This is a genomic window from Streptomyces virginiae (genome assembly GCF_000720455.1).
Taxonomy (GTDB): domain Bacteria; phylum Actinomycetota; class Actinomycetes; order Streptomycetales; family Streptomycetaceae; genus Streptomyces; species Streptomyces virginiae.
Genome location: NZ_JOAK01000009.1, coordinates 143,836 through 168,238 on the forward strand (window position 1 = coordinate 143,836; position 24,403 = coordinate 168,238).

At 76.1% G+C, this 24,403-nt stretch carries 13 protein-coding genes; 3 read left to right on the forward strand and 10 right to left on the reverse strand.

The genetic code is table 11. From position 1 onward, the window contains the following. Positions 1-100: 100 nt before the first annotated feature. The 10 genes from IG86_RS0116320 to IG86_RS0116365 all read right to left on the reverse strand — a co-directional run bounded on the left by IG86_RS0116320 (position 101) and on the right by IG86_RS0116365 (position 20,229). Entirely contained in the window at positions 101-1,009 is a 909-nt protein-coding gene (locus IG86_RS0116320; protein WP_030897467.1) for an SDR family oxidoreductase, read from the reverse strand. 9 nt (positions 1,010-1,018) lie between these two features. Then, positions 1,019-2,278, reverse strand: coding sequence for an MFS transporter (locus IG86_RS0116325; RefSeq protein WP_030897470.1), 1,260 nt, complete (start codon positions 2,276-2,278; stop codon positions 1,019-1,021). A gap of 19 nt (positions 2,279-2,297) precedes the next feature. Further along, positions 2,298-3,563 (reverse strand): alkaline phosphatase family protein, encoded by a 1,266-nt coding sequence (locus IG86_RS0116330; RefSeq protein ID WP_030897473.1) that lies wholly within the window; start codon positions 3,561-3,563, stop codon positions 2,298-2,300. An 85-nt stretch (positions 3,564-3,648) separates the two neighbouring features. Then, positions 3,649-4,551 (reverse strand): galactokinase, encoded by a 903-nt coding sequence (locus IG86_RS0116335; protein ID WP_030897477.1) that lies wholly within the window; start codon positions 4,549-4,551, stop codon positions 3,649-3,651. Further along, entirely contained in the window at positions 4,548-6,410 is a 1,863-nt protein-coding gene (locus IG86_RS0116340) for a class I SAM-dependent methyltransferase (protein ID WP_063761533.1), read from the reverse strand. Before IG86_RS0116340 ends, IG86_RS0116335 begins: the two co-directional genes overlap by 4 nt. After that, positions 6,407-7,570: a glycosyltransferase gene (locus IG86_RS0116345; protein WP_030897481.1), complete on the reverse strand. Its 1,164-nt coding sequence runs from the start codon at positions 7,568-7,570 to the stop codon at positions 6,407-6,409. Before IG86_RS0116345 ends, IG86_RS0116340 begins: the two co-directional genes overlap by 4 nt. Before the next feature lie 2 nt (positions 7,571-7,572). Further along, on the reverse strand, positions 7,573-8,421 hold the full coding sequence (locus tag IG86_RS0116350; protein WP_063761534.1) for an alpha/beta fold hydrolase: 849 nt from the start codon (positions 8,419-8,421) through the stop codon (positions 7,573-7,575). Positions 8,422-8,428: 7 nt separating this feature from the next. Next, complete coding sequence (locus IG86_RS0116355; RefSeq protein ID WP_030828537.1) at positions 8,429-8,749, reverse strand: hypothetical protein; 321 nt, start codon at positions 8,747-8,749, stop codon at positions 8,429-8,431. Beyond that, on the reverse strand, positions 8,739-13,388 hold the full coding sequence (locus IG86_RS0116360) for a type I polyketide synthase (protein WP_051785215.1): 4,650 nt from the start codon (positions 13,386-13,388) through the stop codon (positions 8,739-8,741). The genes IG86_RS0116355 and IG86_RS0116360 overlap by 11 nt, the downstream gene beginning before the upstream one ends. Continuing rightward, positions 13,381-20,229, reverse strand: coding sequence for a type I polyketide synthase (locus IG86_RS0116365; protein ID WP_244305890.1), 6,849 nt, complete (start codon positions 20,227-20,229; stop codon positions 13,381-13,383). Before IG86_RS0116365 ends, IG86_RS0116360 begins: the two co-directional genes overlap by 8 nt. 483 nt (positions 20,230-20,712) lie before the next feature. Here IG86_RS0116365 and IG86_RS0116370 point away from each other — a divergent pair, with 483 nt between their 5' ends. The 3 genes from IG86_RS0116370 to IG86_RS0116380 all read left to right on the forward strand — a co-directional run bounded on the left by IG86_RS0116370 (position 20,713) and on the right by IG86_RS0116380 (position 24,385). Further along, on the forward strand, positions 20,713-21,606 hold the full coding sequence (locus tag IG86_RS0116370) for a LysR family transcriptional regulator (RefSeq protein ID WP_030820748.1): 894 nt from the start codon (positions 20,713-20,715) through the stop codon (positions 21,604-21,606). Between the two features lie 163 nt (positions 21,607-21,769). Further along, positions 21,770-23,023, forward strand: a complete 1,254-nt coding sequence (locus IG86_RS44395) for a putative Ig domain-containing protein (RefSeq protein ID WP_051785216.1) — start codon at positions 21,770-21,772, stop codon at positions 23,021-23,023. 84 nt (positions 23,024-23,107) lie between these two features. Beyond that, complete coding sequence (locus tag IG86_RS0116380; protein ID WP_030897491.1) at positions 23,108-24,385, forward strand: cytochrome P450 family protein; 1,278 nt, start codon at positions 23,108-23,110, stop codon at positions 24,383-24,385. Positions 24,386-24,403: the final 18 nt, after the last annotated feature.

Genomic DNA, 24,403 nt, shown 5'->3' on the forward strand with positions numbered 1-24,403 from the left:
ACTTTGCGGACACTCTCCAGGTCATGTCCGCAAAGTCCGCCCGGACGGGTGCTCAGGGCACGACGGCCCGCGCCGTTCGGGATCGGGCAGGGGCGCTGCGCTAGCGGTAACCGGTGGTGTTCGCCGGGAGGCCGGGGTCCTGGACCTCGACCAGGTAGCGCCAGGCGTCCGGGCGGCTGCCGTCCAGGTCCGTGAAGCCGTAGACCTGCGCCAGCTGACCGCTGGAGAGGGACCCGCCGTTCCAGCGGGAGACCTCCGGGTCCGCGGCCAGGGCCGCGACCGCGCGGCCCACGTACGCGGGGGTCTCGGAGATCGCGAAGTGCGGTGACTTGGTCAGCGCGTCCCGCCAGGTCTCCTCCGTCACGCCGTAGGCGTCGAGCATCATCTCCGAGCGCAGCCAGCCCGGCGTCAGCGCCACCGCCGTCGCCCCGCGCGGGCCCAGCTCGTGCCCGAGGGCGAACGCCATGCGCAGCACCGAGGACTTGGCGATGTCGTAGAAGAAGGACACCCGGTAGTGGTTCGTGTTGTAGTCGGCGGTGCCGTCCGTCATCTCCACCACCAGACCGCCCGGCTCGCGCAGCAGCAACGGCACCGCGAAGTGGCTGGTGACGGCGTGCGTCTCCACCGCCAGCCGCAACAGGCGCAGCCCCTTGTCCAGGTCGTGTTCCCAGACGGTGCTGTCCCACTCGAACAGCAGCTCCCCGCCCCAGATGTCGTTGACCAGCACGTCGAGGCGGCCCTGCTCGGTGTCGATCCGCCGGACCAGCGCTTCGACCTCCGCCGGCACCAGATGGTCGGCGACCACCGCGATCCCCCGGCCGCCCGCCGCGGTGACCAGCTCGGCGGTCTCCTCGATCGTCTCGGGCCGGTCGTACTCCGAGCGCCGGCCCCGGGTGCTGCGCCCCGACACGTACACGGTGGCGCCCTGCGCCCCCAACTGGACCGCGACGCCGCGGCCCGCGCCCCGCGTCGCCCCCGCGACGAGGGCCACCCTGCCTTCGAGAGTCATGCGCCGACCCTACGACGGCTCGCCCGCCCGCAGCCCGCCGGACACGGAGACCGCCGCCCCAGACAGCAGCAGCCCGACCGCCGCCACACCCAGCGCCGGGCCCGGCCCCCACATCGTCCAGGCGGCCCCGAACAGCAGGGACCCCGCGAACCGGGCCAGCGCCTGCGCCGTCTGGAGCACCGCCAGCCCCGTCGTGCGCAGTTCCGCGGGGACCAGCGGCGCGGCCGCGGCCATCAACACCCCGTCGGTGGCCGCGTAGAACAGGCCGAGGGCTGCCGGCACACCGACGACCAGCAGCGCCCCGGCCGGCAACGGGGCCAGGAGCAGCAGGCAGGCGCCGAGCAGAGCCGCGTGCCCGCCGAGGAAGACCCGGCCGCGCCCGACCCGGTCGGCGAGACGGCCCACGGGCACCGCGGCCAGCAGGAACACAGCCGCCGTACCGACGGGCAGCAGCGGGAACCACACGGCCGACAGCTCCAGCCGGCGTTGGAGCAGCAGGTAGAGGAAGGCGTCGCCGACGGTGAACAGGCCGAGCAGGGCGGCCGTGAGGCACAACCGCCGCAGGCCGGCGATCCGCAGGAGGGAGCGCACGGGCCGCGGCTGCGGCGCCGCCGGCCGCGCGACCGCGGGCGCGGGCGCGGGGGCCTGCCGTACGAACAGGGCGAGCATCACCAGGCCGAGGACGGCGACGCAGCAGCTCACGGTGAACACCGCCGCGTACCCGTCCACCGCCACCCACAGCACCCCGAAGGCGGCCAGCGGCCCCAGCAGCGCACCCGCCGTGTCGAGCGCCCGGTGCACCCCGAAGGCGCGGCCCTGCATCCCGGGCGGTACCGACAGCGAGATCAGCGCGTCGCGGGGTGCGGTGCGCAGGCCCTTGCCGGTCCGGTCGGCGGCGAGCACCGCCGCCACCGACCAGGGAGTGGTGACGGCGAGCAGGGCCGCCTTGCACACCGCGGAGAGCGCGTACCCGGTGCCGGCGACGAGCTTGTGGCGGCGGGTCCGGTCGGAGATCCGGCCGCCGACGAGGCGCAGCAGCGCGGTGGCGCCCTGGTGGAGACCGTCCAGGGCGCCGAAGGCGAGCGGGGACATGCCGAGTCCGGCCATCAGGTACAGCGGCAGGACGGCGGTGACCATCTCCGCGGAGACGTCCGTGACCAGGCTGACCAGTCCGAGCGCGAACACCGTGCCGGGTACGCCCCGCAAGGGGCCCTCGGGGGCCGGGGTGTCCGCGGAGACGTCCGCGGCCCGGCTGGTCGACAGGTACACGGATGCCTCCGGGGCCGGGTCAGAACCAGTTGACGGTGAGCGGGAACGCGGCCGTGACGGTCGTGCCCGTGGAGTCGGTCGCCGTCGCGGTGATCTGCACCGTGCCGACGGACCACGGCCTGCCGCTGATCCGGCCGCTGGTCGCGTCGACGCTCAGGCCCCAGGGCAGACCGGTGGCCGCGTACCGGACCGGTGGCCTGCCGCCGGTGGCGGTGAGCTGGACGGTGCAGGACTGGTTGAACTTGCAGGTCTGCGGACCCGGGTCGGCCAGCTTCAGACCACCCGCGGTCGGGGTCGGGGTCGGGGTGGGGGTGGGAGTCGAGGTAGGGGTCGGCGTCGGCGTGGGCTGCGTCGAGGTGTCGAACACCTCGCTGATCGGCTGGACGTTCGCCGCGTTGCCCGCGTGCGTCGCCGTACCGAAGAGGTCCTCGAAGGTCCGCAGCAGGTGGTGGTGGTTGAGGGCCGTGGCGTACTTGCCCGTCTTGACCTTCGCGCCGTGGAAGACGGTCGCGATCTGGTTCGACCCCAGGTAGTTGTCCTCGTCCCAGGTCAGCACCAGCAGGCTGTTGTTGGCCTTCGCCCACTGCGCGTAGGCGTCGAGGTTGTTCCTCGTCCAGGTGTCCCCGGTGCCGACGGAGCACGAGTGCATGTCGTTGCACTGGTTGGGGACCACGAAGGACAGGTCGGGCAGCGCCGCGAAGTTGTTCTGCGGGAACTGCGTCCACGTTTTGCCCGTGTTCAGCGGCACGTTCTTGAAGGCGAACCACGGGTTGTGCTTCTGTGCGTACTGGCCGTTCGTGCACGCCGTGGAACCCTCGCTCGGCAGGTCCTCGTTGTACGTCGCGAAGGTCTTGCCGGCCGCGATCAGCTCCTGGCCGAGGTTCGGCGCGGTCATCGACTGCGGGGTGTAGCAGCCGTCTCCCGTGATGCCCTGGGTGGATCCGGAGAAGAGGTTGAAGTAGTTCGGCTGGCTGGGGTGGGTGAGCGCCTTCATGCCGGTCAGGCTCGCGCCGCCGTTCGCCAGCTGGTTGATGTACGGGGCGTTCGCGCTGCCGATGATCTCCCCGTACTGCTTGTTCTCGTACACCACCACCACGACGTGGTCGTAGGAGGGCAGGGCCGCCGCCGCGGCGGCCGCCGGAGCGGCCGAACGGTGCTCGGCGGCCTGGGAGTTGGCGACGGTGAAGGCACCGAGCAGGCCGAGCGTGCCGATGCCGGCGACGGCGGCGGACCACAGGGCGCGGCGTCTCGTGCGCGCCGCCGGTGAGGGTGGGTGCGTGGGCATGGTGGATCTCCTCGTCGTTGTCGTCGGTGCTGTCGTTGTCGTCGGTGTGGTCGTCGGCGTCGTACGGGCCGGGTGATCGAGCGGGTCATTCCTCGCGTCGGGCCGCGCCGGCCACGGCGATGTTCAGGAACCGCGGCACGGGCCGCCCCCGGCCGCGGAAGTCCTCCGCGACCGCGGACCGCACCGCCGCCAGCCGTGCCTCGGGCAGCAGCACCAGCAGGCTCCGCCCCGGCCGCGGCCCGGGCGGCCACGCGCTCAGCGCCCCGGCCCGGCGGGCGCAGGACACCGCACGCGCCAGCTCCCGGGGGCGGTCCGCGGCCTCACCGCGCACGGCCATCAGCACCAGCCGTGCCCCCGAGGCCGCCGGGTCGAAGGCGACGTACCGCCGCCGCCGCTGCCGTGCGCCCAGCAGCAGGGCCCTGCCGCGCCGGGCGTGGAACACCGCCCGGCGCAGGCCGTCGTCCCCCTCCGGCAGGGCCCCGGCCAGCAGCCGGGCCAGGAACGCGCGGTCGGGTCGCTCGCCCGCCGCCGCGTGCACGTCGGCCACCGCCAGCGCCACCGCGCAGTCGGCCGGTTCCGCCGTCGCCAGTCCGGCGGCCCCCGTGAGCGAGCCCTGCACGTGCAGGTCCGTCCCGCCGCGGCCGTACCCGGCGCGCGCCAGGGCGCGCAGTACGGTGTACGGCCGGACGGCCCAGGCGGGAGCGTCGGGCAGCGGCCCGGACAGGGTGAGCGGCAGGTCGCAACTGTCCGCCGGATGAGCGAGGGAACTGAGCCGCACCAGGCCGTCGTCGCGGGGGGCCGCTGCGGCGGCCGTCGGCCAGCCGGCCGCGGCGACGAGCCCCGGGGAACCGAGCCGGAAGGCGTACGGTGCGCTCCACACCGCGGCGGGGGGCCGGCCGTGTGCGGCCTCCAGGGCGTACGCGACCAGACGGAACAGCGGATCGGCGGTGGCCCGCCGAGCCAGGTCGCCTCCGGCGCCGCCGGTCACCGGGTGTCCTTCCGGGCCAGCAGGCGGTAGGCGTTGCCGCCGTCCGTGCGGCGGGCGGCCGCCGTGCGCAGGGTGTCCAGTGCCGCCGCGGCCGCGAAGCACGGCAGCGCCGCCAGCCGTACGGCTTGGGCCAGGGCCCGGGTCCGGCGGGTGGCCGGCGGGCCCCACGGCCGGTCCGGGTCGGGGGCCAGCCGCGTCGCCGTCAGGGCCACCGCGCCGAAGAAGTCGTTGCCCTGGTGGGCCGGCCCGTGTTCCTCGGCGACGACGGTGAACCCCCGGTCGGCCAGCGCCTCGCGCAGGTTCGCGGCGGGGGCGAGGTGCTGGTGCTGCGGCTGGAACCAGGGCAGCCAGGCCGGGCCGAGGAGCCGCGCCATCCGCGACTCCGGGTCGGGCAGCTCGATCGCCAGGAACCCGCCGGGGGCGAGGACGGCGGCCGCCGCGTCCAGTTCGGCCAGCGGATCCCGGGTGTGCTCCAGGTAGTGGTACATGCTGACCACCTCGTACTGGCCCGCCAGCTTCGGGGCGAACTCCGGGAACTGCCCCTGGTATCCGGTCTCCACCCAGCCGCGCCGCTCCGCCTCCCGGACCCCGTCGCCCATGTCCAGCCCGTCGAACCGGGTACGCGGCCACACGGCCCGCGCCGCGTTGCAGAAGTGCCCGTGCCCGGTGCCGACGTCGAGCCAGGACACCGGTTCCGCGTGGGGGAGGAGCATCTCGGCGCGCCCCCGGTAGGCGGCGCCCAGCCTGCCGAAGACCGTGCCGGCCCCCTCGCCGCCGCGCCCGTCGTAGAAGTCGCGGTAGTAGAACTCCAGCCCCTCCGGGGTCAGCCGGGGGTTCTGGAAGACGTGCCCGCAGTCCCCGCACCGCTCCAGGGTGAACCGGCCGGGCTTGCCCTGGAGCAGGTCGGGCACCCGGACGCGGACCGACAGCCGGGCGGAGCCGCACCACGGGCAGTCCGGGCGGCGCGCCTCCAGGAAGCGGTCGGTGCCCGCGGCCAGGTCCTCCCGGTAGGCGGCCGCCCGCGCGGCGTCGGGAGCGTCGTCCCGCCCGGCCGCCCGGGCCGCCCCGGCCGTACGCAGACCCGCCCTGAGGGAGCGCACCGGCCTGGCGGCGGTCGCCCGGGCCAGATCGGCCGGCCGCAGCGGCGAGCCGGACCCGCCCAGCACCAGGTACGGCTGGAGCCAGTACAGCCCGGCCGCGGCCGCCCCCCACCGGCCCTGGCGTACGGCGACACCCGCCAGCAGCGCCAGCCCGCCCAGCTGTGCGGCGGCCAGCGCGCCCGGCGGCAGCCCCTGGGCCCGCAGCTCCGCGGCGCGCGCCGGGCCGCCGGGGTCCCCGGGACCTCCGCAGCTCAGGCCGGGGGCGACGGCCAGCCCCGTCGTGTCGGCGGCGTACTCCTTCAAACGGCGCGTCAGCGCCAGCAGTTCCGCCGGGTCCGGGCGCGGACCGCCCGGATCCACCCCGGCCCGCTCCAGCACCTCCTCGGTGACGAGGACGGCGAAGCCGGCCCCGCGCCCCTCACCCAGCCGGTCCCACCGGTAGCGCGCGGGGTCGACCAGCCGCAGCAGCCCCAGCGCCCGCTCGGCGGCCAGGTCCGCGGGCAGCAGGTCCAGCACCCGCAGCCCTTCCCCCTCCGCGTACGCGCAGGCGGCGAGGAAGGTCGCCGGATCGGGTTCGACCCCGCGGGCGGTCAGCAGCCGCCACCCGGCGGGCCGCGGCACCCCGGCCGACGTGCGCGGGACCACCGGCAGCACGGGCAGGTCCCGCAGCCGGAACGCGGCCCGTACGGTGCCCGCACCGAGGGCGGCCAGTAACACCGCGGAGGTCCAGCGGACCCCGGAGAGCGGAGGGTGCGTCATGTCAGCTTCTCCAACCGGTCGGCCGCGGCGGCGGCCCCGCCCGCCGCGGCGAATGAGGCCTGAATCCGCCGGGCGGCCCGGCGGTGGCCGGGGTCGTCCAGTACGGAGGTGAGCGCGTCGCGCAGTTCCTCGGCCCGCGTCCTGCCGAACCGCACCCGGATCCCCGCCCCGGCCTCGACGACCTGACGGGCCACGATCGGCTGGTCGTCCCGGATGGGGGCGACGACCAGGGGCAGTCCGTGCGCGAGGGCCTCGCAGACGGTGTTGTGCCCGGCATGGCACACCACCGCGTCCAGGTGCGGCAGCAGCGCCGGCTGCGGGACGCTCTCCTGGAGCAGCACGTGGTCCGGCACCTCCCCGACCAGTGAGGGGGGCGCCGCCAGGACCAACTGGACGTCGTCGGCGAGCCGTTCGGCGGCGCCCAGTACCGCGTCGTAGAACCGGCTCCCGGCCTCCTGGTTGAGGGTGCCGAGGGAGACCAGCACCCGCCGGCGCCCCGGGTCCAGGCGCCGCCAGGGGAAACCGGCCGGGGCCGGGCGGGCCCCGAACGCCGGACCGACGTACGCGTGGTGCGGGGGGAAGTCACCGGTCGTTCCGACCAGTTCGGGGGTGGAGAAGACCAGCACCAGTCGCTCGGAGAACCGCGGGTCCCACTCCGGCCGCTCCCGGCCCGCGCCGTACTCGGCGAGCAGGCCGGCGATCTGCCCGGCCACCCACTCCCCGACCTTCGGGAAGTCCGCGAAGGGACGGGTCAGTTCGGCCGAGGTGCTGGCGGACGTCGCCCAGGGGACGCCGAGCCGACGGGCGACCAGCGGTCCGGCCAGCGCCTGCTGGTCGGCGACCACCACATCCGGTCCGAAGGTGCGCACGGCCCGCTCCACGCCCGGCACCATCGCCCGGGCCAGCGGCACCAGCGCCTCCTCCCACAGGAACCGCAGCGCACCCACCCCGCGCAGGTCCCGCCAGCGCTCGTGGAGCGCCGTGTACGCGCCGCCCGCCTCCTCGCCGGCGGGCAGGACCCGGGCCTGTGCCGGCAGCAGCCGGGTGAGCGCGGCGGCCGGTCCGGTCCAGGCGACCTCGTGTCCCCTGGAGGCGAGTTCGGCCCCCACGGCCACGGTCGGATTGACGTGCCCCGCCAGCGGCGGCACGGTGAACAGCACCCTCACGGGACCAGAGCTCCCACCCGCGGCCGGACCGCCGCCGCAGCCGTCGGCGTCGCCGTCACTGTCGCGGCGACATGGGCGAGCACGGCTTCCCGCAGGACCCCGCTGCTCTCCTTGAGGACGTCGTGCCCCAGGTCCGGCAGGATCCGCAGTTCGCAGCGCGGTGCGTGACGGGCCAGCTCCCGCGCCCCGGGCACCAGCTCGGAGTGCTCCCCGCAGACGATCAGGGCCGGGCAGCCCAGCCGGGCGTAGTCGGCCGGGGTGAAGGGGCGGCTCGCGGCGACGTCGTCGATGAGCGACGTGCGGTTGAGGAGGGCGTCGGCGATGGCCGTCAGGTTGGCGGCCTTGCGCAGGCGCAGGGTGCGCAGCTCCGCGGGCACGGGACTGTCCTCCAGGCTGAGGGCGGCGGCCGACAGGGTGTCCACCATGTTCTCCACCCAGGCTCCGCCGAGCGGGGGTTCGAGGAGGGTGAGACCGCTGACGAGGCCGGGCCGGGCCAGCGCGGCGTGCAGGGCGAGGGTCCCGCCGTAGCTGTTGCCGACCAGGTGCACGCGGCGGTGACCCAGGCCGAGCGCGCCGAGCAGCGCGAACAGGTCGCGTACGGCGGTGCGGCTGTCGTAGCCGGTGGCCGGGCGTTCGGTTCGGCCGTGGCCGCGCAGGTCGTAGAGGACGACCTCGTGACCGGACCTGGCCACCGGTACGGCCAGCGGGCAGTAGAAGGAGGAGAGGTTGTCGACGACCAGGCCGTGCAGGAACACCACGACGGGACGGTCGGGGGCGTCGGCGCCGGCGGCGGCCGGGAGCCTCTGGACGTGGAAGCGGAGGGAGTTCGCGGGGACGACGGCCATGGCGGGCTCAGCCGGCCGACGCGGACGGGCCGCCCGCCGAGACCCGGGCCAGGGAGGTCCGGGTGATCCGGCCGATGTGGGAGACGAGTTCGCCGACGGACATGGCCAGGATGGCGTCCATGTCCTTCTCCGCGAGGAAGCCCATCAGGTCCACGTCGGCGCCGTAGCGATGGTGGAGCAGCTCGGCGAGCGCGACGAACTCCACGCTCTCCAGGGCGAGGTCCTCGTTGAACGTCGTCTTCATCGTGACCTCCTCCGCGAGGAGGTACTCGTCGCCGACGATCTCCACGAGCATGCCGGTGATCTCGGCGAGGATGTCAGTTGCCATGACGGGTCTCCGTGAGGTGGAAGGGGACGGCGGGCGGCGCCGCCGAGGGGTGGGGGGTCCAGGCGACGACGTGATCGGGCGGTGTGTCGGCGAGCGGGCCGTCGGGGCCCGGGAGGACGGTGGTGCGGACCGGGTACGGGGTGCCGTCGGGGGACGTCACGACCAGCCCACCGGAATCCGGATCGCCGGCCACCCGCCAGTCCCGGGGCCGGCCGCCCAGCCCGGTGCCGGCCGCCTTCGCGGCGGCCTCCTTGGCGCACCACAGCGCGGTCAGCGCGGCCGGCAGGCCCGTGTCCCCATGAGCGGCCGGCCGTCCGGCGGGCTGCGCGGCTGGACTCTCGGCGAGCCGTTCGGCGAGGCGGAGTTCGTCCGGTCCGAGAGCGATCCGGACCAGCGCGTCCGGGTCGGCGGTCACCGACTCGACGTCGATGCCGACCGGGCGGCCGGGGTGGGCGAGGGCGACCGCGATCCGGTCCTTGTGGGAGATCGACAGCCGGAAGCCGCGGGTCAGCGGCCCCTCGGCCACCGGCCGGCCGGCGGGGTCGTTGCCGACCGGCACCTCGGCCGGGAACACCGGCCCGGCCCCGCCGTCCCACAGCAGCCCGCGCAGCGCGTCCTTGGCCGCGATCCGGCCCAGCAGCCAGGGCGCCCGGGCCCGCGGCGCCAGCCGCTCGTAGACCTCCCGCTCGGCGGCGCCGAGGTAGCGGCGCATCACCAGCTCCTGCGAGGCGGGATCGCTCCAGCGGCGGCGGGCCAGGCACCAGCCCTCGGGCCGGGGCTCGCCGATGCCGCAGACCTCCGGGGTGAACTTCATCGGCCAGACCCGCTCGTCGGCGCCGAAGCGGCGGTACGTCCACCCCTCGATCCGGGCCCACACCCCGCCGCCGGGCCCGCGCAGCTCGACGTCCCCGCGTACGGTGACGTCCTGCACGGCACGGATCCTGGCGGTCGCCGTGATCAGCTCCGGCGGGGCGGGAGGCGGGCCGTAGAAGCGGATGCGGTCCACGCTCGCCGGGAACACCAGCCGGTCCACCGGGAGCCGCAGCTGCATCCAGTGCCCGAAGAGCTGCCCGGCGGCGTCGAGGAGCGCACCCGGGTCGGGCAGGGCCCGCAGCACGCCGTGGATGCCGTCCGCGCCGACGGTGCGGACCTCGTGGACCCCGGCGAAACGCGGCCCGTGGAACATCCACCGGTCCCGGTAGAGGGCCGCCGCGCTCACGGGGGCCGGGCCGGCGTCGCGCAGCGGCGTGCCGTCGGGGGAGGGCGGCGCCCCGTACCGTTCGCCGAACAGCACGACCACCGAGGCGTACTCGCCGAGCGTGACGCGCATCCGGCCGGGCCCGTCCGGGCGGACGGAGACCCGGACCTCGACGGCCGGTTCGACGGCGAGCCACCGCAGGGCCCGTACGTCCTCGTAGCCGACGACGGCGAGGCCGGCCGGGGCGTACCGCCGGGCGGCGTCGGCGGCCAGCTCCAGCATGGTGGTCATGGGCACGACGGGGAACCGGTCGGAGTCCTCGGCCCAGTCGTCGGGCTGCAGGTACACGCAGTGGTCGCGCACGTAGGGCAGCGCGGCGAGGGAGAGCCGCGACGTCCGCGTCCCGCCGTGGGCCGCCGCCCCGCCCCCCGGCCACGCCCCCGGGCCCCGGCCCGCTGCGGATGCCGCCCAGGCCTCGGTCACGGCCCGGGCGGCCGCGTCGCTGTCGGCGAGCACGGCGTCCAGCGCGGACAGCAGCACCGGCCGGTCCACGGGCGGCGCGACCGGGGCGGGGGCAGGGGCAGAGGCCGGCGCCGGGGCGAGGAGTCCGGCCAGGGAGGCCCGGGCCGACGCGCCCAGCCGCACCAACGGCGATCCGAGGTCCAGGGGGACGGCCCGGCCCGTACCGGCGCCCGCGGGGCGGTCCGGTACGGCGGCGCCGACCGGGGACCGGCCTCCCCGGGCCCCGGCTGACACCCGGGCCCCTGGGCGGTCGCGGGGCCCGGCCCCGGCCCCGGCCTCGGGCCCCGTCGAGCCTCCCACGGGGAATACCGCGTGGCCCTCCGTCCAGAGGGCGGCGCGGGTGCGGTCGAGGGCCGCGAGTCCGCCGAGCCGGGGCGAGGAGGTGGACACCGACAGGTGGGGGCGGTCGCGGAGGGTGTCCTCGACGAAGCCGTGCAGGCTCCCCGGCCCCAGGGTGACGAAGGTCCGCACGCCCTGCTCCTCGTACAGGGCCACCGTGAGCTCGCGGAAGCGGACCGGCTCCAGCAGGTGCCGCACCACCAGGTCCCGCACGTCCTGCGGGGCCGAGGGGAACGGAGCGCACGTCGTCGCCGACCACACCGGGAGGGCGCCGGGACCGAGCGGCAGCCGGTCGAAGGCCGCACGGACCTGGCCGAGGTACGGCTCCCACATCGGGGTGTGGAAACCCGAACGGAACGGCAGCTCCTGACCGAGGACCCCGTCGGTCCGCAGGCGGGCGACGACGGCCGCCACCTGGTCCGGATCGCCGCAGACCACCGACTGGTGCGGGCAGTTGTCATGACTGACCACCACCCGGTCCATGCCGTGCAGCGCGGCCCGCGCCCGCGGCGCGCCGCAGCCCAGCGCCGCGTACACGAGGTCCGGGACCCGCAGGTCGCCCGGCCGCAGCGAGTCCAGGAAGGTGTCGGCCGCCTCCTGCGGATACATGCCTGCGGCCACCATCGCCGCCCACTCGCCCAGGCTGTGGCCCGCCAGTACGTCGGCCTCGATGCCGAGGGCCGGCAGGACCCGGGCGAAGAACCGGCCGGTCGCGATCGCGTCCAGGGCCCGTTCCATGAGCGACGCACCACGGGTGAGCCGGGGCGGCGCCAGTGCGAACCGCTCCGCGACGTCGTCGACCACCGGCGCGAACTCCGGCTCCAGGCCGGGAAACAGGAACGCCACCCGGCCGCCCAGCGGCTGCGGCGCGAACCACACGTCGCCGCGACCGCGCCACGCACGGCCGCGCCCCACCACCTTCGCCGCCAGCGCCAGCCGCTGCGGCGTCGGCCCGACCACCGCGACCCGGCAGGGCCCCTCGCCCCCGGACACCGGGGAGGCGGCCGCCAGCCGCGCCGACAGCTCCGCCGGGGTGTCCGCCCCGATCAGGAGCACGTCACCGTGCGCGGCCGGGCCCACCGGTGCGGCCGCGCCGCCCAGCGGCAGGAACCGCCGGACCGGCAGCCGGGGGCGCCCGGCCGCCGGGGCCTCCTCCAGCACCACGTGCGCGTTGATCCCGCCGAAGCCGAAGGCGTTGACCCCGGCCCGGCGGGGTGCCGGACCGCGCTCCCACGGCTGCGCCGCGGTCACCGGCCGCATCCGGGTCCGGGCCAGGTCCGGGTGCGGCTCCTCCAGGTGGAGCGTCGGCGGCAGCACCCCCTCGTGCACCGCGAGCGCGGCCTTGATCAGCCCGGCCATGCCGGAGGCCTGCATCGTGTGGCCTAGCATCGACTTCACCGAACCGAAGCCGATCCCGGTCCCCTGCGGCCCGGGCGGGCCGAACACCTGCGCCAGGGTGTCCAGTTCGGCGGCGTCACCGACCGGGGTGCCCGTCCCGTGGGCCTCCAGCAGCCCCAGCGCGCCCGCCTCCCGCGGGTCCAGGCCGGCTTCCCGCCAGGCCCGCTCCAGCGCCCGTACCTGGCCCGCGACCAGCGGGCTCATCAGGCTCGCCGCGCGGCCGTCCCCGGCCACGCCCGTTCCCCGGACCACCGCGTACACGCGGTCGCCGTCCCGCTCGGCGTCCGCCAGCCGTTTGAGGAGGACCACCCCGGTGCCCTCGGACAGCAGGGTCCCGTCGGCCCTGCGGTCGAAGGGCCGGATGCGTTCGCTCGGGCTGAGCGCCCGCAGCTGGGTGAAGACGCTCCACAGCGTCGCGATGTGGCAGTGGTGCACCGCCCCCGCCACCACCGCGTCGCAGCGCCCGCCCGCCAGCAGTGCCACGGCCTGGTCCACCGCCAGCAGGGAGGAGGCGCAGGCCGCGTCGAGGGTGTAGGCGGGTCCGCGCAGGTCCAGCCGGTTCGCGGTCCGGGCCGCCGTGAAGCTGGGGACCAGCCCGATCGACGCGTCGGGCCGTTCGGGACCCAGCGCGTCCTGGAACGCCGACCGCACGGCCGCGATCCGCCGCTCGTCCAGCTCCGGCGCCAGCTCGCGCAAGGTCTGCGCCAACTGGTGCGCCGTACGCACCCGTTGGTCGAGCCGGGCGGTGGCCACCCCCATGAAGCCGCCCCGGCCCAGCACCACCCCGACACGTGAGCGGTCGGCCGGCAGCCGCTCCTCGCCGCCGGCGTCGGCGATCGCCTCGGCCGTCGCGTGCAGGGCCAGCATCTGGTCCGGCTCGGCGCCCTCCACGGCGGCCGGCATGATCCCGAACCGGGTCGGGTCGAAGGCGGCGAGGCCGTCGACGAAGCCGCCGCGCCGACAGTAGAAGCGGTCGCCGGCAGCGGGCCCGGTGGCCGCCTCCGGATCGAAGTAGACGGCCGGGTCCCAGCGTTCGGGCGGGACCTCGCCGATGGAGTCCGTGCCGGCGAGGAGGTTGCGGCGGTAGGCGGCGAGATCCGGGGCTCCGGGGAACACCGCGCCCATCCCGACGATCGCCGCGTCGGTCGGGCGGGGGCCGGTGTTCCGCCGTCGCTCACTCATCGCCGCCGTCCTCGGCCGCCGCCTGCGCCATCAGGACGACCTGTACGTCGGTCCCGCGGGCCAGTTCGTCGAGGAAGGCGGCAGTGCCGGCGTCCGGCGGGAGGAGCGGGACACCGCGCCGGGCGTAGGCACGCTCCAGCTCGGGCGTGACCATCCCGCCCGCCTCGGCCGCCCAGGGGCCCCAGTCGACGGACAGCACCCGCCCGGGGAAGGACTGCGCCCAGGCGTGCGCGAGGCCGTCGAGGGCGTCGTTCGCCGCGGCGTAGTCGCTCTGCCCGCGGTTCCCGTACACCCCCGCGACGCTCCCGAACAGGGCGAGGAAGCGGGGGGCGGGCCACGCCCCGTGCTCGGCGGCCGCGGCGGCCAGGTGCCGGGCGCCGGCCACCTTCGTGGTGAACACCTCGGCGAAGTCCGCCGGCCGCTTGTCGCGCAGCAGCCCGTCGCGCAGGATCCCGGCGCCGTGCACGATGCCGTCCAGCCGCCCGTGGCGCTCCCGTACGTCGGCCACGACCGCCCGTACGGCGCGCTCGTCGGTGACGTCCGCGCAGTGGTAGCGGACGGAGGCCGCCACCGTGGCGAGGGCGGTGAGGGTGGTGCGTACCTCGCGCTCGGCGAGGATCCGCGAGGCAGCCGTCTCGATCTCGGCGGGCCTGCGCACGCCGGAGGCGATCAGGGCGGCGCGCAGCGCGACACGGTCCTGGGCCTGCCCGAACTCGTCCTCGGCGGCGGGCGGCCGGGGCGTACGCCCGAGGAGTTCGATGTGGCATCCGGTGGCGCGGGCCAGGGCGAGCGCGGTGCGGGCGGTGATCCCGCGGGCCCCGCCCGTGAGGAGGACCACCGAGCCCGGGTCCAGGACGGCCGGCCGGGGGCCGGGCCCGTCGGCGGCGGGCAGGGCGGCCAGCACCGGGCGGCGGGCGGCGCGGGCACCGTCGAGGGTGTAGCCGACGGAGGCCGGGCCGTCCGGCCCGTCCGTTGCGAGCTCGCGGACGAGTTGTGCGGCGACGCGCTCCGGGTCCTCCTTGGGGTGGACGTCCACCGCGCGCACCAGCGCGGCGGGGAATTCGAGGGCGGCGCTGCGGGCGAAACCGTGCAGGCCGGCTCCGCCGGGGCCGCCGGAGGCCGCGACGAGCAGGAGCCGCGGAACCCCGCCGGTCAGGGCGTCGCGCAGGCCCGGGAAGACTTCGGGCAGCACCGGTTCGGTTCCCGCCCGCAGCGAGGACAGGTCCACGATGCCGTCGAGTCCGGTCCCGGCCCCGGCCTCCTGCAGGGTCTGCGGCTCGGCGCCCAGGGCGTCCAGGGCGTCGGCGAGGGCGGACGCGAGGCCCTGGTCGTCCTCGACGATCCCGATCCGCAGACCGTCCAGGGATGCCGGGTCGCCGTCGGCAGGTGGGACGGGGCACAGGTCCACGCGGAGCCGGGTGACCGGTGGGGTGGTGGGGAGCGGCGCCGGCGCGAGTGCGGCGGGTTGCGGTTCGGCGGTCGGGGCGCCGGGGGCGTGGGCGATGACCCAGTCCACGATCGCGCGCAGCGTTTTGATCCGGGACAGCTCCTCGACCGCGGACTCGGCGGAGCCGCCCGGGTCCTGGGGAAGGCCGATCCGGTCGGCGAGGGCTCCGATGATCTCCACGCGCTTGATGGAGTCGATGGAGAGGTCGGCCTCCAGGTCCAGCTCGGGGTCGAGCATGTCCAGGGGATAGCCGGTCCGGACGTGGACGATCTCCAGGACCACGTCCATGACGTCCTCGGCGGAGCGGCGGGCGGGGGCGGGGGCTTCGGCGGGGGCGGTTCCGGCGGGGCCGGGCGCGCGCCGGGGCGTCTCCTCGGGCACCGAACGGTGCCCGGCGTCGGAAAGTGCCGCGGTGGTGCGTTCGGCGCCCTGCGGGGATCGCCCCGACACACTCCCGACCCCGCCGGAACCGCCCTGCCCGTCGGGCAGCCGGGAGGAGCCCAAGTAGGCCAGCAGGATGTCCCGTTGCGCCTCCACGAGGGCGCGGGCGCCCCGCAAGTACTCCAGCACCGCCTCCTCGCGGACCTTCCCCTCGTCGGCCATCGCCGTCTCCTTCTCCGTGGCCGGGTGGGCCTGGACTCGTCGGGCCGGGCGGAGGCCGCCCGGTACCGGGGTGCCGTTCGACGTGCGGACCAGGTGGCCGTCGACCAGCCAGCCCGGGCGGCGTGGCGCCCGGTCGGGGAGACGGGAGGTGCGGCCGCGGAACAGCGCGTCCGGCGCCACCGGTACGCCCGCCGCAGCCAGTTCGGCCAGCGCCGTGACCAGCCGGACCAGGCCGTGCTCACCCGGCACGTCCAGCGGCACCACCGTGTGCGGGCGCTCGCGGAGGATCCGGCCGACGAGTCCGGTCAGGACCCGGCCGGGCCCCGCCTCCACGAAGGTCCGGACGCCGGCCGCGTACATGGCCTCCACCTGCTCCACGAACCGGACCGGCTCCGCGACCTGGCGTGCGGCAAGGCTCCGTACTCCTTCGGCCGTCGCCGGATACCGCTCGGCCGTCGTGTTCGACCACACCGGGATGGCCGGAGCGGTCACCGCCGTCCCGTTCAGTTCGCCGGCCAGCGCGGCCGCCGCCCCCGCCACCACCTCGCTGTGGAACGCGCAGGCCACCGGGATCGGCTCCGCCGACAGGCCCGCCTCCCGCAGGGCGGTCACCGCCGCGGCGACGGCCGACGAGGGGCCCGAGATCACGCACTGCCGGGGCGCGTTGTGGTTCGCGACCACGCATCCCGCCCGGGCGGCGAGGTCCCGTACCTCCTCCGGCGCGGCCGACACCGCCGCCATCGCCCCCGGATCCGCGCCGGCGGCCGCCAGGATGGCCTCGGCGCGGCGTTCGCTCAGCCGCAGCAGGGTCGGCATGTCGTAGGCCCCGGCCGCCCACAGCGCGGTGAGCTCCCCGTACGAGTGCCCGGCCACGCAGTCCGGCCGTACGCCGAGCTCGCCGAGCAGCAGGTGCGCCGCGGCCCCCGCCAGGCCCAGGGCCGGCTGGGCCACCCGGGTGTCCGTGACCGCGGCCCGCTGCCCGGCCCGCGCCTCGGCGGTGAACGCGGCCGGCGGGAACATCGCCGACACCACGTTCGGGGGAGCCGTGTCCAGCAGGCCGCGCAGGCCGGGGAAGGAGGTGAACAACTGGCCGAGCATGCCGGGGCGTTGGCTGCCCTGCCCGGGGAAGAGGAACGCGACCCCGCCCGGCTCCGTCCCTTCCGCCCGTACGTGGACCCCGTCGCCCGGGGTGAAGGAGCGGGCCCGCTCCAGCCGGGCCGCCAGCTCGTCCAGTCCGCCGGCCACGACCGCCACCGTCACGGGGCCGGTCCCGTCGGCGGAGGTCTCCGCCGCGAGGTCCCGCAGGGTCCAGGGGCGCCCGGCGGTGTCGTTCTGCTCCAGGCGCGCCGCGAGCCGTGCCATGGCGCGGGCCGCCGACCGCCGGTCCGCTCCGCGGAAGCAGAACAGCTCGGCGGGCCATTCCTCCAGACCGTGCCGGGGCTCGTCCGCGCCGCCGTAACCGGCGAGCACCGCGTGGTAGTTGGTGCCGCCGAAACCGAAGGCGCTCACCCCGGCGACGCGCCGCCGTGCGGGTACGGCCCAGGGGCGGGCCTCGGTGTCGAAGGAGAAGGGGCTGGTCTGCGGCCGCCAGGCGGGGTTCGGGGTGTCGATGTGGAGGGTGGGCGGCCGTACCCCCGCGTGCACGGCCCGGGCGGCCTTGATCAGCCCGGCGAGTCCGGCCGCGCACTTGGTGTGTCCGAGCTGCGATTTCACCGAACCCAGGGAGCAGGATCCGGCGGTGGCCCCGGACGCGGTGAACAGATCGCTCAGCACGGTCAGTTCGGTGCTGTCGCCCACCACCGTGCCGGTGCCGTGCGCCTCGACGAGACCGACGTCGGCCGGGGCGACGCCCGCTCGCGCGTAGGCCCGTTCCAGGGCCCGCCGCTGACCCTCGGGGCGGGGGGCGGTCAGGCCGAGGGACCTGCCGTCGCTGGCGGCTCCCACCGCCTTGATCACGGCGTACACCCGGTCGCCGTCGCGTTCGGCGTCCGCCAGCCGCTTCAGTACGACGGCGCCGACGCCCTCACCGAGGGCGATCCCGTCGGCGGCGGCGTCGAAGGGCCGGCAGCGGCCGCCTGGGGACAGGGCGCGGACGGAGGCGAACATCAGGTAGTCGTTGATGCCGTTGTGCACGTCGGCGCCGCCGCACAGCACCATGTCGCTGTCGCCGTCGCGCAGTTGGCGGCAGGCGAGGTCGAGGGCGGCGAGGGAGGAGGCGCAGGCGGCGTCGACGGTGCAGTTCGCACCGCCCAGGTCCAGGCGGTTGGCGACCCGGCCGGCGATGACGTTGGCGAGGATCCCGGGGAAGGAGTCCTCGGTGAGTCGCGGCAGCTGCTCGTCCAGGGCGGCCGGGAGGTCCCCCAGGTAGGCCGGGTGCAGGGCGCGCAGCCCGTAGGCGCCGGCCAGTTCGGTGCCGGCCTCCGCCCCGAAGACCACCGATGTCCGGGAGCGGTCGAAGGCGCGGTCCTTGCCGTAACCGGCGTCGCCCAGGGCCCGTGCGGAGATCTCCAGGGCCAGCAGCTGCACCGGTTCGATCGCGGAGAGGGAGGCGGGCGGAATGCCGTGGGCGAGCGCGTCGAAGGGCACCGGGCCGAGGAAGCCGCCCCAGCGGGAGGGCGTGCGCTCCCCGGCCCGGGCCGGATCGGTGTCGTAGTAGAGCGCCGGGTCCCAGCGTTCGGCCGGCACCTCGGTGACCGCGTCCGTCCCGGCGAGGACCATCGCCCAGTAGGCGGCGAGGTCCGGTGCACCCGGGTAGGCGCAGGCCATGCCCACGATGGCGACGTCGAGCGGGTCCGCGTCCGCACGCGGCCGCCCGGCGGCCGCCAGTTCCCCGGCCCGCCGCTCCAGCCACGCCGTGGCGCCCTCGGTGACCTGGTCGTGCAGCGCCGCGACCGTGGTGGTCCGCGTGCGCAGGGTCGCCGCCTGGCCGAGCATGAACAGCCCGTCCGCCGCCTGCCGTTCCTCGGAGACGCGCTCCGGTGCGCCGCCGCCGGGGGGCCGTCGCAGGCCCTTGCTCGCTACACGCAGCCGGCCCAGGTTGAGCCGCTCCAGCTCCTCCCACATCTCGCGCGGTTCGACGCCGCTCTCCGCCAGCCGCCGCCGGGTCGCCTCGAAGGTCGCGGCGTACGGGGTGGACGCGCAGCGGGTGGCGTGCCCGGGCGCGGTGTGCAGCAGCACGGTGTCCGTGCACTCCACCGCTGTCCGCTGGAAGCCCGGCAGTACCGCGCCGGCCGCGACGGCCTCCTCCGTGAACAGGTACGCGGTGCCCATCAGCACCCCGACCCGGGCGCCCCGCGCGGCCAGCGGGGCCGCGGCCGCCACCGCCATCGCGGCGGACCGCTCGTCGTGGATCCCGCCCGCGAACAGCACGTCCAGGGCGGCCGGGTCGGGGCAGGAGCGCAGCAGCAGCTCGATCTGTTCCTCCCAGAGGGGGAACGAGGCGCGCGGTCCGACGTGCCCGCCGCACTCCAGGCCCTCGAAGACGAACCGCCGTGCGCCTTCGGCGAGGTACCGCTCCAGCAGGCCCGGTGAGGGCACGTGCAGGTGGGTGCGGATCCCGGCCGTCTCCAGCGGGGCGGCCTGCGCCGGGGTGCCGCCGGCGATGACCGCGTACGGGGGGCGGGCCTCGGTCACGGCCGCGAGCTGCTCGCGCCGCAGCTCGGGCGGGGCGAAGCCGAGCAGCCCCACGCCCCACGGGAGGTCCCCGAGCCGCTCGGCGGTCTCGGTGAGGAGCCGGCGTACGTCGGGGCCCTCCATCACGGCCAGCGCGAGGTAGGGGACCCCGCCCGCGGCGGCGACCGCCGCGGCGAAGGCCGCCTGGTCGCTCACCCGGGTCATCGGTCCCTGCGCGACGGGCAGCGGCTGCCGGAGGGGCTCGGCCCGCACGGCGGCCGCCAGATGCCCGGTGACGGCCTCCCGTACGGCCTGCAGCACGCCGCCGGTGGTCCGGTGCCGGGCGGCCAGCCGGGCCGCGGACGCCCCGTCCTGCCCGACGGGCAGGAGCTGCGTGCGCAGGTCCCGGGCGCCGAGCAGGGCGGCCACCGGACCTTCGGGCGGGGTCAGGTCGGGGCGCGTGAACACCCGGTGTCCGTCCAGAAGACGGGTCTGCGCCCCGTCCATCGCGCGCAGCGCCGCCGCCACTTCGTCCGGCAGGTCGGCCTCGCCCTCGACGGTCAGGGCCAGTTGTACGTCGAGCAGCACCCCGGCGGCCCCGCCCGCGACGGCCGCGGCCGCCGTGTGCGGCCCGATCCCGCCGAAGGCCCGTACCGGCACGGTGATCGCGGGGTCCCCGAGGAGCCGCTGCAGCAGTACGAAGGTGGTGCTCCCGCCGACCCGGCCGCCGGCCTCGTGCCCCTTGGCGACGAGGCAGTGCGCGCCCGCGGCCACGGCGGCGGCGCCTTCCGCCGGGCCGGTGACCTCGGCCCAGACACGGGGCCGGCCCGCCGCGGCGGCCCAGTCGGCCACGCGCCGGGCGGTGAACGCCGCGGGGTCGGCGAGCAGCACCGTGTCCACCTCCGCGGGGAGGTCCCCCGGGCCGACGGGGCAGTGGGCGGGGATCCGCACTCCGTACCGGCCCGCGCTCGCGCCGGCTCCGGGGGAGGCGCCGCCGAGCCGGCGGCCCGTCTCGGCGAGCGCGCGGCGGGCGGCGCTCGCGTCCCGCCCGAGATCGAGCAGCCCGAGGGCCCCGGCCCGCTCGGCGGCGGTCACGATCCCCGGGCGGGGCTCCTCGAAGGGACAGACCGCGACGACCAGGTCGCGGACGGCGGGTGACTGTGGGGGATGGGGGATCACGAGCGCTCCTCTTCCAGTGCTGTGTGACATGACGCATGGCAGGACGGAAGAACGGGAGAACGAGCGAGCCGGCGGGCGGCGGGCGGCGGGCGGAAGCGGCGGGCGGGGGGAGCGGCACGGCCGGGAGACGCGGCGGGCTTGAACGATGGTCAAACACCCGGACGCCGCGTTGCATCGTGCGGGGCACGCAGTGCACTGTCAACAGCCATGCGGAGTAGGGCGCTTCGCATTATCGGCACCCCGGCCCCGCCCGGCGCGCCCCGCAGGAGGGCCGACGCCCGGCCCCCGCCGAGCCGGTGACCTGCGGCGATCGCAGCCCGGCGGGGGCCGGTCCGGCCGCACGGGCCGGCGTACGGCCGACCCGGGGGCATGCCGCACCGGTATGCCTAGCCGCCCACCGGGCATGAACGTCACGCCCGCCGCGGCAAGTTGTTCACCGGACGAGCCCTTACAGGTACAGCCCCGCGCGGTTACCGTCCGGTCATGACGCCCACCCTCGCGCAGCTCCGGTACCTCGTCGCCGTCGCGGACTGCCGGTCCATCACCGGCGCCGCGGCCTCGGTCTTCGTCGCCCAGTCCGCCCTGTCCCGGGCCGTCCAGGCCATGGAGCGGGACCTGGGCGTCGAACTCCTCGCCCGCCGGGGAAGGGGGGTGGACCTCACACCGGAGGGGGCCCGGGTCGTCCGGTTGGCCCGTACCGTGCTCAACGCGGTGGAGGCCATCGACGACATAGGCATCTCGCACGGCAAGGACACCGGTTCGGTGCTCACGCTCGTCAGCACGCCCACCCTCGCCCTGGACCTGGCCGCCGACCTGATCGTCGCCTTCACCGAACGCCATCCGAACGTCGACGTACGGCTCCAGCAGCACAGCAGCCGGGAAGCACTGGTCGAGGCGCTGAACCAGGGGCGGTCGGAGCTGGCCCTGGTCGACCTGCCCGTCGACAAGGAGCTGTCCACCCACTTCATCCAGGAACGCGAAGTGGTGCTGATCTCACCGGCCGGCTCCCGGCTGCCCGACCCGGTGCCGTTCCGCGTGCTCGACGGACTGCCGATGGTCCTGCCCACCCCGGGAACCGGCCGGCGCACCGAGATGGAGGCCATGTTCAGCTGCCTCGGGGTGCGCCCCGTGCCCTCCCTGGAAGTCGACGAACGCCTCGCCTGGGTGACGGGTGTGACGGACGGCCGCGGTTCCCTCATCTGGTACCGGGACGTGGTGTTGAGGGCGTTCGGGAACCGGGCCGAGATCCGCTCCTTCACCCCGCCCCTGCTGCGCCCGGTGGGCATCGCCCACGCCCGGCGGCCGCTGAGCCGCGCCGCTCGCGCGTTCATCGCGCAGGCCGGGCACAAGGCCCCGGTCCGGGAGCCCGTGCGCTGACGGCATGCGCCGACGGCGCGGGACTGCGACGCAGACCGGCGAAGCAGACCGGCGACGCGGGCCGGCGGCACCGTGTGCCACATGCACGTACGGCATTGAACGATGCTCGAACGGGAGGGGGTTGGGCCTGGCACCGGGCGGTGCCCGCCCTCACATTGTGCGCATGTCCCCACTCCTGACAGCTCCACGGGCCGCCGCCCTCGCGACCGCGGCCCTCGCCACGCTCCTGCCCGTGGTCGCCTGGACGGCCGGTGCCACCGCATCCACCGCCGCCGCGGCCCCGTCCGGCCCGGCGGTGGCGCCGGCCGCCGCGTCCCTGGCGCCGGAGAAGAAGTGCACCCTGCCCGGTGGACTGGCCGAGCTCAGCGGTCTCGCCATGAGCCGCAGACACCCCGGCGTCTTCTACGCCCTCAACGACAGCGGCAACACGAACCAGGTGTTCGCCGTCGACTGCAGCACCGCGACCGGACGGCTGGCCGCCACCCTCACCGTGTCCGGAGTGGGCAACACCGACTGGGAGGGCCTGGCCCTCGGCAAGGACGCCTCCGGCGCCCCGGCGATCCTCGTCGGCGACATCGGGGACAACTTCAGCGGGCGCGCCGAGATCTCCGTCCACGGCTTCCCCGAGCCGGAGCGGCTCGCCGACGCCACCGTCACACCGGTGACGTACCGCTTCACCTACGCCGACGGCAGGCACGACGCCGAGTCCCTGCTCGCCGACCCCGTTTCCGGCCGGATGTACGTGGCGAGCAAACTCATCGGGGCCGCGGGCCGGCTCTACCAGGCCCCGCTGCCGCCGCTGACCGGGCAGGTCAACACCCTCACGGCCGTCGGGACCGCCCCCGTGTTCGCCACCGACGGCGCCTTCTCCCCGTCGGGCACCTCCTACGTCCTGCGCAGCGGCGGGCCGCTGGGCACCAACACGGCATCCGTCCACGACACCGCCGGGGCCAAGCTCGCGGACGTCGCCCTCCCGGCCCAGTCGCAGGGCGAGACGGTGACGTACGCCGACTGCGCCACCCTGCTCGTCGGGTCGGAGAACGACACCCAGATCTGGCGGGTGCCACTGCCGCCGGAGGCCACGCCGGGCTGCGGACCCACCCCCACCCCGACCCCCACCCCTACTCCCACACCGACCCCGACGCCCACCCCCGGTGACCTGCGACTGGCCGACCCCGGGCCGCAGACGTGCACGTTCAACCAGCCCTGCACCGTCCAGCTCACCGCCACCGGCGGCAAGCCCCCGGTCCGGTACGCCGCCACCGGCCTGCCGTGGGGCCTGACCCTCGACGGCGTCTCCGGGCGCATCACCGGCAGGCCCTGGGGCAGCGGCACGACCCGGATCACCGCCACCGTGACCGACTCCACCGGAGCCACCGCGGGCGCCGCCTTCGCACTGACCCTCAACTGGTTCTGAGACGGGACGGGGGCGGGCTTGTCCAACCCGCCCTCCGGGCCGCACTGTTGACCGAGTTTCGTCCACCAGGTCAGGAGATCCGGCTTGTCGTCGCACACCGCACCCGTCCCGCACACCCCGGTCGGCCCGGACGCCCCGTACGTGATCGACCCCGCCGGCGGCTGCCCCCACGCCCTCAACGCCCGGCTGCGCGCCGAGCACGGCGAGGTCGCGCAGGTCGTGCTCCCCGGCGGGGTGCCCGGAGCGGTCGTCCTGGGCCACGACGCGCTGAAGGAGTTCCTGGCCCACCCCGAAGTCGCCAAGGACGCGCGCCACTTCCCGTCCCTGCACGACGGCAGCATCCCCCGGGACTGGCCGCTGAGGGCCTTCGCCAACGCCCAGGGCATGCACACCGCCGACGAGGACGACCACCGCAGGCTCCGCGCCCTCGTCGGCAAGGCGTTCACCGCACGCCAGGTGGAACGCCTGCGCCCGCGCGTGGAGGCGCTCACCGCCGAACTCCTCGACGACCTGGACCGGGCGGCGGCCGCGTCCCCCGACGGGACCGCCGACCTGCGCGAGCACTTCGCGCTCCCGCTCCCGATGAGCGTCATCTGCGAACTGCTCGGCGTGAAACCGGAGCACCGGGGCCGCCTGCACCACCTGTCCAACAAGGTGATCATCGCGACCGACACCACCCCGGCCGAGGCGATGGCCGCCGTACGGGAACTCGTCGAGCTCATGGGCACCATCGCGGAGACCCGCCGGGCGGACCCCGGCGAGGACCTCACCAGTGCCCTGATCGCCGCCCGCGAGGACGACGGCGACCGGCTCAGCGAGGCCGAACTCATCGGCACCATGCGGCTGATGCTCGTCGCGGGCCACGAGACCACCCTCAACCTCATCAGCAACGCCGTCCGCGCCCTGTGCACGCACCGCGACCAGCTCGGCCTCGTCCTGGAGGGCAAGGCGACCTGGTCGGACGTCGTGGACGAGACGCTGCGCTGGGACGGTCCCGTCAGCTGGTTCCCCTTCCGCTACCCCACCCGCGACCTGACCGTCGGCGGCGCCGTCGTCCCGCAGGGCACCCCGGTCCTGGCCGGCTACACCGCGGCCGGCCGCGACGAGGCCTTCCACGGCCCGGACGCCGACCGCTTCGACGTCACCCGCCCCACGGCCGCCCGCAGCCTCTCCTTCGGACACGGCGCCCACTACTGCGTGGGCGCACCGCTCGCCCGCCTGGAGGCCACCACCGCCCTGGAACGGCTGTTCACCCGCTTCCCGGACCTCGACCTCGCCACCCCCGAGGCCGAACTCCCGCACCAGCGCAGCTTCATCGGCAACAGCGTCGAGACGCTGCCGGTCCGGCTGCGCCGCGCCTGAAGCCCACCGCGGAGGATG

Bases quoted from the DNA above. Each gene is read 5' to 3' on its own strand.
- IG86_RS0116370 (WP_030820748.1), top strand. From the start codon at position 20,713: ATGACGCCCACCCTCGCGCAGCTCCGGTACCTCGTCGCCGTCGCGGAC.
- IG86_RS0116355 (WP_030828537.1), bottom strand. From the start codon at position 8,749: ATGGCAACTGACATCCTCGCCGAGATCACCGGCATGCTCGTGGAGATC.
- IG86_RS0116360 (WP_051785215.1), bottom strand. From the start codon at position 13,388: ATGAGTGAGCGACGGCGGAACACCGGCCCCCGCCCGACCGACGCGGCG.
- IG86_RS0116330 (WP_030897473.1), bottom strand. From the start codon at position 3,563: ATGCCCACGCACCCACCCTCACCGGCGGCGCGCACGAGACGCCGCGCC.
- IG86_RS0116340 (WP_063761533.1), bottom strand. From the start codon at position 6,410: ATGACGCACCCTCCGCTCTCCGGGGTCCGCTGGACCTCCGCGGTGTTA.
- IG86_RS44395 (WP_051785216.1), top strand. From the start codon at position 21,770: ATGTCCCCACTCCTGACAGCTCCACGGGCCGCCGCCCTCGCGACCGCG.
- IG86_RS0116320 (WP_030897467.1), bottom strand. From the start codon at position 1,009: ATGACTCTCGAAGGCAGGGTGGCCCTCGTCGCGGGGGCGACGCGGGGC.
- IG86_RS0116350 (WP_063761534.1), bottom strand. From the start codon at position 8,421: ATGGCCGTCGTCCCCGCGAACTCCCTCCGCTTCCACGTCCAGAGGCTC.